Here is a 16,766-nt window from a genome sequence, read left to right on the forward strand (position 1 = left end):
AGCACGAGCTGAACTATGAAAGCCAATATGCATGGCCACCGCGCCAGAAAACGTTTCGGTCAGAACTTTCTGCACGATCCGTACATCATCAGCAAGATTGTGAGTGCCATTCACCCACAACCAACCGATTGCCTGGTCGAGGTTGGACCAGGTATGGGCGCGCTGACCGAACCCTTGCTGGAAGCTTCCGGCAAGCTCAACGTGGTCGAACTCGACCGCGACCTGATTCCGATTCTGCGGACCAAGTTTTTCAACTACCCGGAATTCCGGATCTACGAAGGTGACGCGCTCAAGTTCGACTTCAGCCAGCTGCTCGAACCGGGTCAGCGGCTACGGATTGTCGGCAACCTGCCGTACAACATTTCAACACCGCTGATTTTCCACTTCCTCAGCCATCACGCCCAGGTGCAGGACATGCACTTCATGCTGCAGAAGGAAGTGGTTGAACGTCTGGGCGCAGTTCCAGGTAATGGCGACTACGGCCGCCTGAGCATCATGGCGCAGTATTACTGCAAGGTTGAACCGCTGTTTATCGTTGGCCCGGGTTCATTCAATCCACCGCCAAAAGTGGATTCCGCCATTGTTCGCATGATTCCCTACGAAACGCTGCCGATTCAGGCGAAAGACGTCAAAACCCTCGAACGCGTGGTTCGCGAAGCCTTCAACATGCGCCGCAAGACCATTCGCAATACCTTGAAAAACCTGATTTCAGCAGACGCTCTGGCTCAACTGGGCATTGATACCGGCCTGCGTCCTGAAGTGCTGACCCTGGCTCAATACGTCACCATCGCCGATGCCGTGTACGAGCAACAGGCCGCCAGCGAAACCGAATAACGGAGCCTGACATGGAACTCAGTGACAGCATACTGATTGAGGCAATGCCCCAGTATCTGGACGATCAATCCGACCCGGAAGACGAGCGGTTTGTTTTCAGTTATCGCATTGTCATTATCAACAACGCCCGCCAGCCGGTGACCCTGCGCACCCGCCACTGGTTTATCACCAATGGCAACGGCGATGTGCAGGAAGTCAAAGGCGAAGGGGTCATCGGTGAACAGCCGACCATCCAGCCGTGTGAGGAATACGAATACACCTCCGGTGCTGTGCTCAGCACCGCGGTTGGCAGCATGCGTGGCTATTACGTTATGGAAGCGGCTGACGGCACGCTGTTCCATGCCTCCATTCCGGTGTTTACGCTGGCGTCTACCCACGCGCTGAACTAGTGGACGTTCTCAATTAATAAAACGGCCCGTTAATTAATTGAGAGCTCTCCTGACAGGTGGCAAACAGAAAATCATATGGCAATATACGCAATTGGTGATATTCAGGGTTGCTACGAACCGCTGCAGCGACTGCTGCAGCTGATTCAGTTCGACCCGCAACATGATCAGCTTTGGCTGGCCGGTGATCTGGTTAACCGAGGTCCGGACAACCTGGCCGTGTTACGCTGGGCCAAATCCCTTGGTAACCGGGTCATTGCAGTACTGGGCAATCACGACCTGCACTTGCTGGCGCGCTACTACGGCGGCGAAAAAAAGAGCAAGAGCGACACCATTGATGACGTGCTGCAGGCAGCGGATTGTGCCGAATTGATGGATTGGCTACGCCACTGTCCACTGGTTCACCTGTCGGATGATGGCAGCTGGTGCATGAGCCACGCTGGCATTCCCCCTTTGTGGAGTGCCGGCAAGGCACGCCAGCTGGCAGCCGAAGTCGAAACCGTGTTGCAGGGCGAACAGTGTCAGCAACTGATGGCTGAAATGTACGGCAATAAGCCAAATATCTGGTCAGATGACCTGCAAGGAACGGATCGTTGGCGAGCCATCGTCAATCATTTGACGCGTATGCGCTTTATCGATCAGCAGTGTCGACTCGACTTCAAGGCCAAGGAAGGATTGGATAGCGCGCCCGAAGGATATTTTCCCTGGTTTAAAGCGCCCCAATATGAGGCAAAAAACGCCAAAACACGCATCATTTTCGGACATTGGGCGGCTCTGGCTGGCCACACCGGCAATAACACGCTTTTTGCCCTTGATACCGGTTGTGTCTGGGGCGGCAGCCTGACCGCCATGCGGCTGGATGACCAACAACGTTTTTCGGTACCGGCGAATCCCGGTTAACGGCTGCAACAATCACAGAACCATCACAGGAGACAGCCATGAGCAAGTTTACCCAGATCACTCCGGAGCAGGCTAAAACCATGCTGGAGGAAGGCAACGTCAACGTTGCCGACATCCGTGACGCCATGAGCTACGGCTCCGGCCACATCGCAGGCGCCAAGCGGGTTGATAACAGCAATCTGCGTGAATTTATGGCTGCCGCTGATGCCTCTGCCCCACTGATCGTGTGCTGCTATCACGGTAATTCCAGCCAGGGTGCTGCACAGTTTTTTGCCGAACAGGGTTACAGCCAGGCCTATAGCCTGATTGGCGGCTACGAACGCTGGAAATTGATGCATCCAGAGCTGTGCGAACGCGGCTGATCCAGCTGCAATTCCGGCCGCTGCCACAGTCATGTGCCCGGCCGGTCTCCCTCTCCAGGCTGGTTTCCCGGCAGCCAAGATCGAACCTCCGCCTGACACCCGTTTCACAATCTTTACACTAACTTTTTTATACCCAGCTATCGTCCCCTGAAACCCTGATGAAATCTGGCTTTACGCTTCTGCCTGTAATTTTTCAAAGGCGTTAAAACGGTTGCCCATACAGCAACACTGAGCTGCATTTGGCAACCCCGGCACACTCAATGCATATTACAAACAGGTGTCAGAAATATGTGATATCGCCAATTTGGGGCTAGACTGAACCAAACGGGGTTTGGTTGACCAAAGAGAGAATGACGCTAACAGAGCAAGCTAAATTGCCTGGCTCTGCGGCTTCGACAACCATCAACAGACAACGAACAGTTATTTTTTATTCAAGAGGAACGCCGCAAGCAACGACGTCATCCGAACATCGCTATCTACCTGCCGAAGAGGTGAACAATGAGTGTATTCAGCCGTTTTCAAGAGCGTTACCAGGCCACTCAGCAAGAAGTCATGAGCCTGCAAGACTACCTCGAGCTCTGTAAGCAAGACCCGAGTGTGTATGCCACAGCCGCCGAGCGCATGCTTATGGCGATTGGTGAACCGGAACTGGTAGACACGTCGAAAGACCTGCGTCTCAGCCGAATCTTTTCCAACAAGGTGATCAAGCGCTACCCGGCCTTCAATGAATTCTATGGCATGGAAGAAGCCGTCGAGAGCATCGTTTCCTATTTCCGTCACGCCGCCCAGGGGCTGGAAGAGCGCAAGCAAGTGCTCTATCTGCTGGGTCCGGTAGGTGGTGGTAAATCCTCCCTCGCCGAACGTCTGAAACAACTGATCCAGGCGATTCCGTTCTACGCCATCAAGGGTTCGCCGGTATTTGAATCGCCACTTGGCCTGTTTGACCCGGTCGAAGACGGCGCCATTCTGCAGGAAGACTTTGGTATTCCGGAGCGCTATCTCGGCCGAGTGATGTCACCCTGGGCGGTCAAACGCCTGCACGAATATGGCGGTGATATTTCCAAGTTCGAAGTCGTCAAACTCTATCCATCCATTCTCGACCAGACCGGTGTCGCCAAAACCGAACCCGGTGACGAGAACAACCAGGATATTTCCTCACTGGTCGGCAAGGTCGACATCCGCAAACTGGAAGACTTCTCCCAGGATGATCCGGATGCCTACGCCTACTCAGGTGCACTCTGTCGCGCCAACCAGGGCCTGATGGAATTCGTTGAAATGTTCAAGGCACCGATCAAGGTGCTGCACCCACTGCTGACCGCGACCCAGGAGGGTAACTACAACGGTACCGAAGGCATGGGCGCGATTCCGTTTGAAGGCGTGATTCTGGCGCACTCCAACGAATCCGAATGGCAAACCTTCAAGAACAACAAAAACAACGAGGCCTTCCTCGACCGTGTTTACATCGTCAAGGTGCCTTATTGTTTGCGTGTGAATGAAGAGGTGAAGATCTACGAAAAGCTGCTCGAACACAGCTCACTGTCACACGCCCCCTGTGCGCCCGACACGCTGAAAATGCTGGCCAAGTTCACCGTACTTTCGCGTCTGAAAGAGCCGGAAAACTCCAGCATTTATTCGAAGATGCGAATCTATAACGGCGAAAACCTCAAAGACACGGACCCTAAAGCCAAGTCGATTCAGGAATACCGCGACGGTGCTGGTGTTGATGAAGGCATGTCCGGTATCTCAACCCGTTTCGCCTTCAAGATTCTGTCCAAGGTCTTTAACTTCGACAGCACAGAAGTAGCCGCTAACCCGGTTCACCTGCTGTATGTTCTCGAACAGGCGATCGAACAGGAACAGTATCCTGACGACACCCACAACCGTTACCTCAACTACCTGAAGGAATACCTGGCCCACGAATACGTCGAATTCATTGGCAAGGAAATCCAGACTGCCTATCTGGAATCCTACTCAGAATATGGCCAGAACATCTTTGACCGTTACGTGACCTACGCCGATTTCTGGATTCAGGATCAGGAGTACCGTGATCCAGAAACGGGTGAAATGCTTGATCGTACCTCGATCAACGAAGAGCTGGAGAAAATCGAGAAGTCGGCTGGTATCAGCAATCCAAAAGACTTCCGCAATGAGATCGTCAACTTCGTGTTGCGTGCCCGCGCCAACAACAACGGCAACAACCCGAGCTGGCAGTCCTACGAAAAGATGCGTTCAGTGATCGAGAAGAAAATGTTCTCCAACACCGAAGATCTGTTGCCGGTTATTTCGTTCTCAGCCAAGTCATCCAACGACGATCAGCGCAAGCACGACGATTTTGTCGCCCGTATGACCGATCGTGGCTACACCGAGAAACAGGTACGACTGTTGTCTGAATGGTATCTGCGGGTTCGCAAATCGCAGTAAGGCCTTGATGTTGGCCCGCCAGGCGGGCCGATAACAGGCTGCACAGGGCCGGAATTTCCGGCCCGCTATCAAGATTATTGGGAGGTTTGGACAAGCGCGCAGCGCAGGCAAGGCCAATCTTTCACGCCAGGGTCGAGCGCGCCGTTTGTCTCTCTCGTAAGGGGGTTAGATGTCCTACATCATTGATCGGCGTCTGAACGGCAAAAACAAAAGCATGGTGAACCGCCAGCGCTTTTTGAAACGCTATCGCCAGCACATCAAGGAAGCTGTGTCGGATGCCGTTAATCGCCGTTCCATTACCGACATGGAACGCGGCGAGCAGATCAGTATTCCTGATCGCAATATCCATGAACCCATGATTTCCCATGGCCAGGGTGGCAAACAGCATCGTGTTTTCCCCGGCAACAAGGAATTCAATACCGGCGACCAGCTGGAAAAACCCAAAGGCGGTGGTGGCGGTTCCGGCTCCGGCAAAGCCAGTAACCAGGGCGAAGGTGAAGATGAATTCAGTTTCTTTATCACCAAGGACGAGTTCCTCAACTATCTGTTTGATGATCTTGAACTGCCCAACATGATCAAGAAAACCCTGTCCCAATCGAAGGAGTTCAAGACCCGCCGGGCCGGTTTTGTTTCCGAAGGCACGCCCAACAACCTCTCAGTGGTGAAATCGCTGCGTAATGCCCACGCCCGCCGCATTGGCATGGGCGCTGGCAAACGTCGCAAGATCAAGGAGTTACAACAGCAAATCGACGAGCTGATCGCCGCTGGTAACCCGGACGACAGCATCATTGCCGGTCTGCGCGAAGACATTCAGGCTCTTGAAGCCAAGCTCAAGCTGCTGCCCTTTATTGATGAACTCGACCTGCGTTACCGCAACCAGGTGAAAGTACCACAGCCTTCCAGCAAGGCGGTGATGTTTTGCCTGATGGACGTTTCCGGCTCCATGACCCAGGACGTCAAGGACCTCGCCAAGCGCTTCTATCTGCTGCTGTACCTGTTTCTGGAAAAGAACTACGAACACATCGAAATCGTGTTTATCCGCCACCACACCAGCGCCAAGGAAGTGGATGAGCAAGAGTTTTTCTATTCCCGTGAAACCGGCGGCACCATTGTTTCCAGTGCTCTCAAGCTGATGGACCAGATCGTCCAGGAGCGTTACCTGCAAGGTGACTGGAACATCTATGGCGCGCAAGCTTCCGACGGCGACAACTGGGACGATGACTCTCCTGTCTGTGCGCAGATTTTGTCTGAACATTTGTTGCCGGTTATCCAGCATTTCGCCTATGTTGAAATAACCCCACATGAACACCAGGCACTCTGGTATGCCTATCAGGGCGTTGCCCAGGCCAATGCCAGCCGCTTTGCCACCGCCCAGATCCGTGGGCCTGGCGATATTTACCCGGTGTTCCGTGAGCTGTTTGCCAAAGAGCGTTACAAGGAGGCCGTATGAGTCTCGAATCGACCACAACGCCACGCGAGCGTAACTACCTTTCAACCGATTCCGACTGGAACTTCGAGTTGCTGGAAGCCTACGATCGCGAAATTGCCAAAATCGCCAAAAAGTACCGGCTTGATACCTACCCGAACCAGATTGAAATCATCAGCGCCGAGCAGATGATGGACGCCTATTCGTCGGTGGGCATGCCGATTGGCTACAACCACTGGTCTTATGGCAAGCAGTTCCTGGCCACCCAGAAAAGTTACCAGCGCGGCCAGATGGGGCTGGCCTACGAGATTGTGATCAACTCGGACCCTTGTATTGCCTATCTGATGGAAGAGAACACCATGCCAATGCAGGCGCTGGTGATCGCCCACGCCTGCTACGGCCACAACTCTTTCTTCAAGGGTAACTACCTGTTCCGCACCTGGACGGACGCCAGTTCGATCATTGATTACCTGCTGTTCGCCAAAAACTACGTCCGCAAGTGTGAGGAACGTTACGGCGCTGAAGAAGTTGAGCAGGTGCTGGATGCCTGTCATGCGCTGCAGAACTACGGCGTCGACCGCTACCGTCGGCCACGGCCGATTTCTGCCGCCGAAGAAAAACTGCGCCAGCAGGAACGGGAAGATATCCTGCAGCGTCAGGTCAACGACCTCTGGCGGACCCTGCCAAGCCGCAACAGCGAATCCGGCAAGCAGAAAAAACGCAAGTTCCCGGAGGAACCACAAGAGAACATTCTCTATTTCCTTGAGAAAAATGCGCCGCTGTTGCAGTCATGGCAGCGCGAGCTGGTGCGCATTGTGCGCAAAATTTCGCAGTATTTTTATCCGCAGCGCCAGACCCAGGTGATGAACGAAGGTTGGGCCACCTTCTGGCACTACACGCTGCTGAATGAACTCTACGATGAAGGCAAAGTAACCGATGGCTTTATGATGGAGGTGCTGACATCCCATACGAGTGTGGTATTCCAGCCGGGCTATGATGCTCCTTACTACAACGGCATCAACCCTTATGCGCTGGGCTTTAACATGTTCCAGGACATCAAGAGGATCTGTGAAAACCCGACCGAAGAAGATCGCGAGTGGTTTCCGGATATTGCTGGTAAGGACTGGCTCGATACCCTCCATTTTGCGATGGAGAACTTCAAGGATGAAAGCTTTGTACAGCAATTCCTGTCACCCAAACTGATGCGCGATTTCCACCTGTTCAGCATTTATGACGACGATGAAAAATCCCATTACCAAGTGGAGGCGATTCATAACGACAATGGTTATCGCAAGGTACGGGAAATGCTGGCGCGCCAGTATGACCTGTCGGTTCGTGAGCCCAATATCCAGGTCTGGTCCGTCGACCTGCAGGGCGACCGTTCGCTGACCCTGCGTCATACCATGCAGGACGGTACCCCACTCTCCAATGACGTGCATGAAGTAATGAAACACCTGCACTTCCTGTGGGGCTTCGATATTCATCTGGAAACCGTCAAGGACGGTGAAGTGGTCAATCACAAGAGTTGCCCTGATACCCGGGCATAACCCCTTCTCTATCCCACCGGCGGGCTGCCTCAGGCAGCTCGCCCAAGCCTCGGCGTAAAGATCCCACCCGGCAAACCCAGCCATTGTTTCCAAATACAAAAAGTGACGTAAATCAAACCCAGGTAGTATTGTTTGCCACGGTTGGCCTGATTCATACTGTGGTTATTCTTTCAGGTTGTAACCCGGTCATTTTACATGTTCCCAGTACCACACAATCCCCATGAATGGGTTTCCTTTACCCTGTCGTTTTTGGCTATGGCCTCGCTGTTTGCAGCAGCCGGTTATGGTTTTGGCCGCTGGATGCGCTCCTGATCATTGCTGCCGGTCAGGCATTGCCGGGCCCAGCGTAAACGACAGATACGCCGCATTGTGGAACCAGAAGTGACTGGTTTCGCCACTCTGCTGTTGCAGCGTCAGGTGCTGGCGTAACTGGATACCGGTTTCAAGCGTCAACTGCAGCTTTTCATGTAACGGCAAGCTGGTTCCCAGCCCCACTTTTACCGACGACCAGGACAAGTCATATGGTTGCCGGTTTGCGACACCACTTTGGGGATGGACGTGCCATTTACCACCATCCGGTCTTGCACGAAAAAAGTAGCGTGTTCCTGTATCAGTCATTTTACTGATCTGGGTGAAGGGAAAACCCGCCATAATCTGCCAGCCACCATCCAACTGCGATTCGTAATTGATGCCAAGCAAAGGCATGAATTTTCCTTCACCAAAGATGTGGTTATATCCCGCACCCAGCATCAAACGCGCATCTCCCCACTGGTAGCGATAGCCAGCTGTGACATCGATAGCAAGATCGTCTGAGCCAATCGACTCCATGCTGGACGCGACAGTCGGAGCAAAAGCAAACATCAATTGACTTTGCTCATCCAGTTGCCGTTCCAGACCCGTTTGCAAGGTCACACGATACAACTGAAACCGGTCATCGCCAGCACCCTCAATATGAAACTCTGTCGCAGCAGCACTGGCCGCCAGATTCAGATGCCAGGAGTCACTGAATTGCCAATGTCCCAGTGGGCCACTCAAGCTGAACTGCTGTAATTCCAGCGACTCATCTCCATCACCTCGAACCTGAGTATCAGCTCCCTGCAGAAATTCAGCCCCTGGAGCAACAGAACCAGTCATAGCCGCCACCGGCAAAGACAGCAGGTTGGCAATCACCAAAGTGCTACCTGCTTTACAAGCGATGTTCATGATAGAAATCCCGATCAATCTGATTAGGCCAGCAGACTAACGCAAGACTGGTTAACGACAGGTAATTTATACAGCACTTATACAAATCTTTTACATTGTTGTTTTTTACAGCCAGAACACGGCAGCATTACGCTTATTCAGGACAAGCCTGAAAGCGTCAATGCACAGAACGGCTGATTTTAATAATCAGCCTGAATCAGCCAATAACCACGCAGTTACGCCCTACCCGCTTGGCCTTGTAGAGTGCGATATCTGCCCGCTTGATCACCTCCTCAAGATGATCTTCAGACCTGATAGGGGCATATCCCAGACTGGCAGTAACCGGCATAGCCGCTGGCTCTGACGGTAACGAACAGGTGGCAATTTCGGCGCGCAGATTTTCCAGAATCCGGCCGACTTCATCGCCGTACGGCAAATACAGAATAAATTCTTCACCGCCATAACGGCCAGATATCACACCGTCAACACTGACTCCGGCAATCATTCTGGCAATATTACGAATCACCCTGTCGCCGACGTCGTGGCCATACTCATCATTGATCTTTTTGAAGTGGTCGATATCAATCAGGGCAACTGCACCCGCTGGACTGCCAGCCTCAAATAACTGCCGCAACTGGTTTCCAAAATAACGACGGTTGTGCAGGCCAGACAATTCATCCCGAATCGACTTTTCATAATGCAGTCCGATCTGGTCGAACAAAAACAGCGACAGCAAGGCCCCCAGCGTCAGACTGTTGATGATAATCTGGCTGACCATTACGGCTTCCATAAAAATATAGGGATTCGACGGCGTATAGAAACAGACCGTAATCGAAGGTACTGATACCGCCACAATATCCAGCAGCAAAGTCAGGGTAATGATGCGTTCACCGGTTCGGTTGGTCGCCCGGTGCCGCCAGCAAACCAGCAGCATCGACAGTAGTACCGCCGAAATATTGAGGAAGGCAATATAGGTTCGCAGGTTGAAGGAGTTTTCAACGGTCAGGTGCAACCAGCCCTGCAGCGCCATTAACCCCAGTACATGTACAACGACCAGCGCCAGATGCCAGCAACTGATACGAATCCGGTACCAGCTCAGCACACCCAGCGCCAAAAAATGAAAGATCAGCAGATAAATGCCGTTATTGATAACGACCGAATAGATAGCCGGCGTCCAGTTGCGAATCACCAGGGCAAGATACCCCAGACCGGCCAGCAGAAAAAACAGCATGAAATAGCGGGCTGCAGTCTGCTTGTGTTTTTCCATATGACGCACCACGCCATACATATACAGAAAGCCAATCGCACTGCAGGCCAAATTGGCGATCACATTGGCAATAAAAACAAACTGATAATCCATCGCCCGAAATTTCCTGTACGAACTGACAGGCATGGAAGTCAGATCGATCCGCTATTCATGTTGTAAAAATACCAGTCACGAATTTACCCGATTGTCAGACAGTCATCCAATTTGCGAATGCATTTCAACATTCCACCAGCAGGCTTAATGCAAGTGATTACTGTCATCAAATGGGTGCACAGAGGGGGGAATTTCAGTAGCAAAGAAAAAGGACGGCGATGTCTGTGCATTGAACAAACATGGCCGTATAAACCAGAGCCGCTGTTGTCAGGGCCGACTAGCAGTCCCGATCACCTGGCCCAATCACCAGGCAATGACCAGATCATCTCTCTGGATCGCCAGAGAGCCAGCGTCGGCGCTCATTTCAGCAATCACAAACTGCGGTTGCACCTGTTTGACCACCACTTCGGTCGCCATGTCAGTCAGTTCGGTACGGGGTTCCAGATCAAGGTTGTAGAAGGTCCCGGTGCGGTACACCTGCAACTTGTCACCCGGCCGCAAACCCGCTGCGGCACTGGCTTCGATATGCAGACGATTACCACGGGAGGCGACGATTCTGGCCATAAAGGGCTGACAACGAATCACTTCACCGATGTCTTCCACCATCGCCGCCATCAGGTTATCGACCTGACCACCATACGGCGTTTGCCAGAAGGCCGGCGTACCAAAACCAATCATGGCGTTGGGTTTTGGCGTCCAGGCCCCTTTGGTTTCATAACTGCGCTGGAACAGCATGGCACCACTGAGGCCATCGTGGATAAACAGTTCGGCAACAAACTCGCGCTGTGGCGGTGCTTTTTCCAGTCCTACCAAGGCTGCCCAGCTGCCATTGGCGGCTGGCGCAACACGGCCTTGTGATTGCGCCTCACCCAGTTCTCGCACCACGCCAGACACTACATACTGGGCGCCAAGCTGGGTCGCCAGCGCCACCGAGGTGGTCAGCCGTTGCTGGCTGGTTTCCAGCGATGGCGCGCGACGCGGATCCTGATACAGGCTGATACGGGTAGCATCCAACGCCTGAATAAAACGGCCACGGTTGAGCTGGTTCACCAGCAACCGTGGTAAATCCTGTTCGATATTCTGCAGCTGTCCCAAGGTCGCCTGCATTGGCCGCGCCAGCCCAAAACCGGCGATGGCAATGGCTTTGCGATAATGCTGTTCGGTTGCCGCACACATGGCTTCCGGCTCAACATCCACCTTCAGACTGACTTCGTACAGGCCCTGATATTCGCCTTCTTCAATCACGTCGACATTACGAATACGGGCCTGACTACGCAGCTGAATTTCGTCCTGATCCATCTCGTTGCCGGTCAGCATCTGGGTTGAACGAATGCTGGCACCAGCCTGTAAACTGGCCTGCCGCAGAGCATCCTTCAGGGCCTCTTCACGCGCCTGATTAACCGACTGGCCAATCACAGCCTGCCCCGATACTTCAACGGTACGGGCCTGACTAACAGATGCAAGGTTTACGACAATCAAGGCGCCAAGCGCCAGCCCTGTGAGCTTCAATCGTTTCATGTGTGTGCCTCCGCGGAAAACCCGTCGGGCTTATTCAATGAAGTAAAATCCAGACTCAGGTACGGCGGCTTCTCCCTTGACGCGGCTGTTCTGACGCTCGACAAACTGGCTCAGTGAAGCGCCACCGAGTGGCACCCGGCAGTCGACGTTCATGCGCTGGTTATCAACCACCTGCAGACAGTTGCGGAAGCCCTGATCAATAGTCATTTCCAGCAGAGTCTCGACCGTGCCATCCGGCATCACGTCGGTGCTGACCACCCGGGCACCGTGCAGATACGTTTCCACATAGGTACGCAAGCGGTCATTCTCAACCACCATGTCACGCACGGTAGTACTACCCTGAATTGAGGTGCCGTACACCCGTTCGGCCATGACCCGATAGGCATCCATGCGGGCAGCACGAATCGCCATCAGTCGGCGCTGGGGTTCGGTCAGGTTTTTGTTGTTGCTCATGGCACCATAACCAACCACCCGCAATACCATCGGGGCAATCGGGTCCACCTGTTGTTCAACCGGGGAAAAATAGGAATCCTTGTCCCGGCCCATACCTGCCTGGCGCATCATTGCGTCAGTACAGCCAGTTATGGTCAGCACCAGGGCAGCGCTGATAGCAATACGAGAAGAAACACTCATCGGAGTCTCCGGCCCTTGGAAGTAAGTTAACCGGGTTATCGGCCGCCGACGGCGCAAATTTAGGGTTTTTTACAGGCTCATCCAGTTACCGTCAGGCAACCGGCCCGACGGCAATACAGGTACGGCGGCGTACAGCCGAGGTCGCAGACAATAGAGTCGGCTTCCTTGGCTACTTCGAAATCGCTTCTCTGCAAAGCTTTGGATGCGAGCAATTGATTAGGCCGAACACTGCAACTGGCCTGGTGGCGACGCCTGGTTTGCCCATCTGGAGTGGTCTGATGACTATGCAATCCAAAAACAGGCTGGCAACAACGGCGCGGAATCACTGGGCCTGCGTGGCACTGTTGAAATCAAGGTCGGCAAGGCTGCCGATATCGTGCTCTGAAACACCAACAGGCCGGGATCAATTCCCACAACAACCTCCCGACAGCTTCCTGACAATTCCATTAATAGTCACTTTGCCAGAACATTGCATCGCATTTGACCCATCTAGTCAGTTACTGACTAATACAGTTGCTGCAAAATTACCGGTACTATTTACAAGTTTTAACAGGTCACCGGCAGTCATCGTCTAGAATTGTCAGCGAACCCGCTGAAATCGATGTACTACACTGCTTCAGAACAGGTTTGCTCCCCCGCCAACAAGCCGCCACAGCCATAGCGGGGGAACCAAACCGGAACCCTAACCGGAACAAGGACACCTATCATGCTAAAACGTTCCCTGCTTGCCACGGCTATCACTGCAGTCACCATGGCATCTGCCAACGCCGCACCATTCCTGCCAATGGATGCCCGTGGCCTGGCCATGGGTAACACCGGCGTAGCCAGCGCCAAACGTGCACACGCTCCAGCCTATAACCCGTCACTGCTGTCCCAGGCCGATAACAGCGATGACTTCGCAATCCTGCTGCCTCAGGTGGGCGTCAACATCGCTGATGAAGACGAGATGTATGACACCTTCACCACTATCAACGATGATCTGGTGCCACAGCTCGAAGATCTGATGGATGAAAACACCGTCGGTAACTTCAACGATAACCTGCAATCCCTGTCTGATGCGGCCGATGCATTGGACTCAGCAATCAGTAGCCTTGGCGATGTCACCGACCTGAACAGCGCAACAGCAAAAATTTCCGAAATTCGCAGCCGCAACCAGGACGTCAAGGACGCCCTCAGTGCAGTAACGTCCGATCTGACTTCAGTAGATAACCTCACCGCAGACCTCACCAATCAGCTGAACTCGGTTTCTGGCAGCCCGCTGAGCGGTCGTCTGGGTACCTCCGCCGCGATTGCCTTCCCGGGTAAAAAATTCGCTGCTGCCATCAGTGTTTCTGGTACCGCCACTTTCTCTGGCCGTGCCTTCTTCACTGCTGAAGACTCCGCGCTGCTGAATGGTTATGCCGATGCCGGTTTGGCCTACGCCCAGAGTGCCGAACAATTAACCACAGATCTGGATACCTTGCTGGATAACGCAGAGACCGGGTCAGTAACATCAGACCAACTGACCGCGATCCAGAGCCAGGCTTCTGATACTGCCGGCTTCACCTCAGACACCATTACCACGGCAGCTGGCGATATTTCCATTATCGACAACGGCGTGCTGTCTGCTGACGCTGAAGACGCCCAGATGAACTCCAACCTGGAAGTGATCGCGGTTGCCGTGGCTGACGTGGGTCTGTCCTTCTCCCGTGAATTTACCTTCTGGGATAAAAAGGTAGCGATCGGCCTGACGCCAAAACTGCAGAAAGTCATCACCTACCACTATGCCGCCCAGGCGGACTATGAAGGTGATATTGACGAGCAGGATATTGAAGACACTTCCGAAACCTATACCGGCTTCAACGTCGACCTGGGTGCTTCCTTCCGCTTTGGTGAAACCAACAAGTGGGTTGTCGGTCTGGTTGGTAAAAACCTGATAAGCAAGAGCTACGATGTTCAGGCGGCAGAAATCAAGGGCAGTGACCCGCTGAACCCATCCTACACCGGGGCCACCACTGTCAGTCTGAATCCACAGTACCGTGCCGGCCTGGCCTTTGATGGCGAGTGGACCACCGTTGCGCTCGACGTCGACCTGGTTGAAAACGATCCGATCGCGTGGGAAAACCCGACTCAATACGCTGCTATCGGTGCTGAATTCGACGTCTGGAATACCGTGCAATTCCGTTTGGGCTACCGCACCAACATGGCCGCTTCCGATGCCGAAGTTGCTTCCGTTGGTCTGGGCTTCTCACCATTCGGTCTGCACATCGATATCGCCGCCATGGCGAATCCAAACAAGGTTGAAAAAGAAGCCGGTGTTGCCGCTGAGTTCGGTCTCTACTTCTAAGCCTGTTTGAGCTAACGCCAGCCCCGGCTGATCGTTATTTCCCCAACGCCAGCGGGTGACAAGCCCGCTGGCGTTTTTTATGCTGCTCAGCTGTTCCATGACTGATGAGCGGTACCTGAATTCCCCATGCAAATTTTCCTTGTTGGCGGCGCAGTCCGTGATGCCCTGCTAGGACTGGCTGTAAAAGACCGCGACTGGGTGGTTACCGGCGCGACGCCGGAGCAACTGCTGCAACTGGGCTATCAGCAGGTTGGCGCTGATTTTCCGGTGTTCCTGCATCCCCAAACCCATGAAGAACACGCACTGGCGCGCACAGAACGCAAGTCTGGCCATGGTTATCAGGGCTTTGAGTGCCGTTTCAGTCCGGACATCACACTGGAAGAAGATTTACTGAGGCGCGACCTCACCATCAACGCCATGGCGCAGGACAGCGATGGCAACATCATTGACCCTTACGGCGGCCAGCAGGACTTGCAACAACGACTGCTGCGCCACGTTTCCGATGCTTTTGGTGAAGATCCGCTGCGCGTATTGCGGGTCGCCCGCTTTGCCGCGCGGCTGACACCACTGGGTTTTACCGTAGCGCCTGAAACCATGACGCTGATGCAACGGATGGTCGCCGACGGCGAATTGCAGCATCTGGTGGCCGAGCGGGTTTGGCAGGAAACCCAGCGCGCGTTACTGGAACCGCATCCTGAGGTTTATTTTCAGGTTCTGCGCCAGTGTGGCGCGCTGGCGGTCTGGTTCAGCGAAATCGACGCCTTGTTCGGCGTACCGCAACCCGAGCAATATCACCCGGAAATTGACTGCGGTGTGCATGCGCTGATGTCATTGCAGGCCGCCGTCAGACTGTCTGCTGACCTTGCCGTACGCTGGGCTGCGCTGACCCATGATCTAGGCAAGGCACTGACACCCAACGAGGAATGGCCGCGTCATATCGCCCACGAAAGCCGTGGCATCAAACCTGCCCAGGCGCTGGCGAAAAAACTCAAGGCACCGAAAGACTGTGCCGAACTCTCCGCGCTCAGCAGCCAATGGCACACCCATGTGCACCGGGCGCTGGAACTGCGACCAGAAACCATTCTGAAGCTGTTTGATGGCATGGATGTCTGGCGGCGGCCAGAGCGGTTTGAGCAGCTGTTGCTGGTCAGCATGGCCGATAGCCGTGGCCGTACCGGCTTTGAAGACTGCGATTATCCGCAAGCGGACTATTTACGCGCGGCGCTGCAACAGGCACTGACCGTCGACGCCCGGCAATTGATTGAGCAAGGAATCAGTGGTGCCGCCATCCGCCCGGCACTGGCACAAGCGCGCGCCAAACAGCTGAGCAGCTGGAAAGCCGCCCGGCAGAGTAATCAGCAGGGCTAGCGAGCGACTGCCAGCAGGGCGGGTTCTTCGTCCAGCATCGGCTTTAATGGCTGATCAGCAACCACCGGCCAATAACTGGCCACCGGTACCCGCCGCAGCGGACACATCAGCTGCGGTGCGATATCCAGCAAAGGCTTCAGCACAAAGGCAAAACGCCAGATATCCGAACGCGGCAGGGTCTGGCCACCAAACTGGCCGACCAGATCGTCATACAGCAGAATATCGAGATCGAGCGCCCGCGAAGAATATTTGGTCGCATTGGGCGCGCGACCAAATTCACGTTCGAGTTTTTTCAGCATCACCACCAGTTCGGTGAGTGACAAGTCGGTGCGGCAGCGCACCACCAGATTGATAAAGTCCGGCCCGGCAAAACCGACGGCTGGCGAACGATACCAGGGTGACACCTGGTCTAGCTGTACCCGTTTTGCCAGTGCATGCAGACCCTCGGGCACACTGGTGTCCGGTGACAGATTCGAACCTATACCCAGATAAACAACGGCCAA

General features: G+C 54.0%; 14 protein-coding genes. 9 read left to right on the forward strand and 5 right to left on the reverse strand.

Annotation, left to right across the window (positions count from 1 at the left end):
- Positions 1 to 15 precede the first annotated feature (15 nt).
- The 7 genes from rsmA (at position 16) to K6123_RS19500 (ending at position 7,876) form a co-directional block, all read left to right on the forward strand.
- Positions 16 to 834, forward strand: coding sequence for a 16S rRNA (adenine(1518)-N(6)/adenine(1519)-N(6))-dimethyltransferase RsmA (rsmA, locus tag K6123_RS19470; RefSeq protein WP_221800832.1), 819 nt, complete (start codon positions 16 to 18; stop codon positions 832 to 834).
- Between the two features lie 11 nt (positions 835 to 845).
- Complete coding sequence (gene apaG, locus K6123_RS19475) at positions 846 to 1,223, forward strand: Co2+/Mg2+ efflux protein ApaG (protein ID WP_221800834.1); 378 nt, start codon at positions 846 to 848, stop codon at positions 1,221 to 1,223.
- A gap of 75 nt (positions 1,224 to 1,298) precedes the next feature.
- Positions 1,299 to 2,120: a symmetrical bis(5'-nucleosyl)-tetraphosphatase gene (locus K6123_RS19480; RefSeq protein ID WP_221800836.1), complete on the forward strand. Its 822-nt coding sequence runs from the start codon at positions 1,299 to 1,301 to the stop codon at positions 2,118 to 2,120.
- A gap of 38 nt (positions 2,121 to 2,158) precedes the next feature.
- On the forward strand, positions 2,159 to 2,482 hold the full coding sequence (gene glpE / locus K6123_RS19485; protein WP_221800838.1) for a thiosulfate sulfurtransferase GlpE: 324 nt from the start codon (positions 2,159 to 2,161) through the stop codon (positions 2,480 to 2,482).
- Between the two features lie 498 nt (positions 2,483 to 2,980).
- The gene (locus tag K6123_RS19490; protein ID WP_221800840.1) at positions 2,981 to 4,903 is read left to right on the forward strand and encodes a PrkA family serine protein kinase; all 1,923 of its coding nucleotides are present in this window, start codon (positions 2,981 to 2,983) and stop codon (positions 4,901 to 4,903) included.
- A gap of 169 nt (positions 4,904 to 5,072) precedes the next feature.
- Complete coding sequence (locus K6123_RS19495; RefSeq protein WP_221800842.1) at positions 5,073 to 6,353, forward strand: YeaH/YhbH family protein; 1,281 nt, start codon at positions 5,073 to 5,075, stop codon at positions 6,351 to 6,353.
- Positions 6,350 to 7,876, forward strand: a complete 1,527-nt coding sequence (locus K6123_RS19500) for a SpoVR family protein (protein ID WP_221800844.1) — start codon at positions 6,350 to 6,352, stop codon at positions 7,874 to 7,876. Before K6123_RS19495 ends, K6123_RS19500 begins: the two co-directional genes overlap by 4 nt.
- Positions 7,877 to 8,188: 312 nt before the next feature.
- Here K6123_RS19500 and K6123_RS19505 read toward each other — a convergent pair whose 3' ends face one another.
- The 4 genes from K6123_RS19505 to K6123_RS19520 all read right to left on the reverse strand — a co-directional run bounded on the left by K6123_RS19505 (position 8,189) and on the right by K6123_RS19520 (position 12,569).
- The gene (locus K6123_RS19505) at positions 8,189 to 9,079 is read right to left on the reverse strand and encodes a hypothetical protein (RefSeq protein ID WP_221800846.1); all 891 of its coding nucleotides are present in this window, start codon (positions 9,077 to 9,079) and stop codon (positions 8,189 to 8,191) included.
- Between the two features lie 196 nt (positions 9,080 to 9,275).
- A complete protein-coding gene (locus K6123_RS19510; RefSeq protein WP_221800847.1) occupies positions 9,276 to 10,418 on the reverse strand; it encodes a GGDEF domain-containing protein in 1,143 nt (380 codons plus the stop codon).
- Positions 10,419 to 10,721: 303 nt separating this feature from the next.
- Positions 10,722 to 11,936 (reverse strand): flagella assembly protein FlgT, encoded by a 1,215-nt coding sequence (locus tag K6123_RS19515; protein ID WP_221800849.1) that lies wholly within the window; start codon positions 11,934 to 11,936, stop codon positions 10,722 to 10,724.
- A gap of 30 nt (positions 11,937 to 11,966) precedes the next feature.
- Positions 11,967 to 12,569, reverse strand: coding sequence for an LPP20 family lipoprotein (locus tag K6123_RS19520; protein ID WP_221800850.1), 603 nt, complete (start codon positions 12,567 to 12,569; stop codon positions 11,967 to 11,969).
- A 706-nt stretch (positions 12,570 to 13,275) separates the two neighbouring features.
- On the opposite strand from K6123_RS19520, the gene traF reads away from it, so the two are divergent.
- Both traF and K6123_RS19530 read left to right on the forward strand, forming a co-directional pair.
- Positions 13,276 to 14,895, forward strand: coding sequence for a conjugal transfer protein TraF (traF, locus tag K6123_RS19525; protein ID WP_221800852.1), 1,620 nt, complete (start codon positions 13,276 to 13,278; stop codon positions 14,893 to 14,895).
- Positions 14,896 to 15,021: 126 nt separating this feature from the next.
- Positions 15,022 to 16,263: a multifunctional CCA addition/repair protein gene (locus K6123_RS19530; RefSeq protein WP_221800854.1), complete on the forward strand. Its 1,242-nt coding sequence runs from the start codon at positions 15,022 to 15,024 to the stop codon at positions 16,261 to 16,263.
- Here the strand turns inward: K6123_RS19530 and folK are convergent.
- Positions 16,260 to 16,766: a 2-amino-4-hydroxy-6-hydroxymethyldihydropteridine diphosphokinase gene (gene folK / locus K6123_RS19535; RefSeq protein ID WP_221800856.1), complete on the reverse strand. Its 507-nt coding sequence runs from the start codon at positions 16,764 to 16,766 to the stop codon at positions 16,260 to 16,262. The genes K6123_RS19530 and folK overlap by 4 nt on opposite strands.

Source organism: Oceanobacter mangrovi (genome assembly GCF_019740315.1).
In the GTDB taxonomy this organism is placed as follows: Bacteria; Pseudomonadota; Gammaproteobacteria; order Pseudomonadales; family Oceanobacteraceae; genus Oceanobacter; species Oceanobacter mangrovi.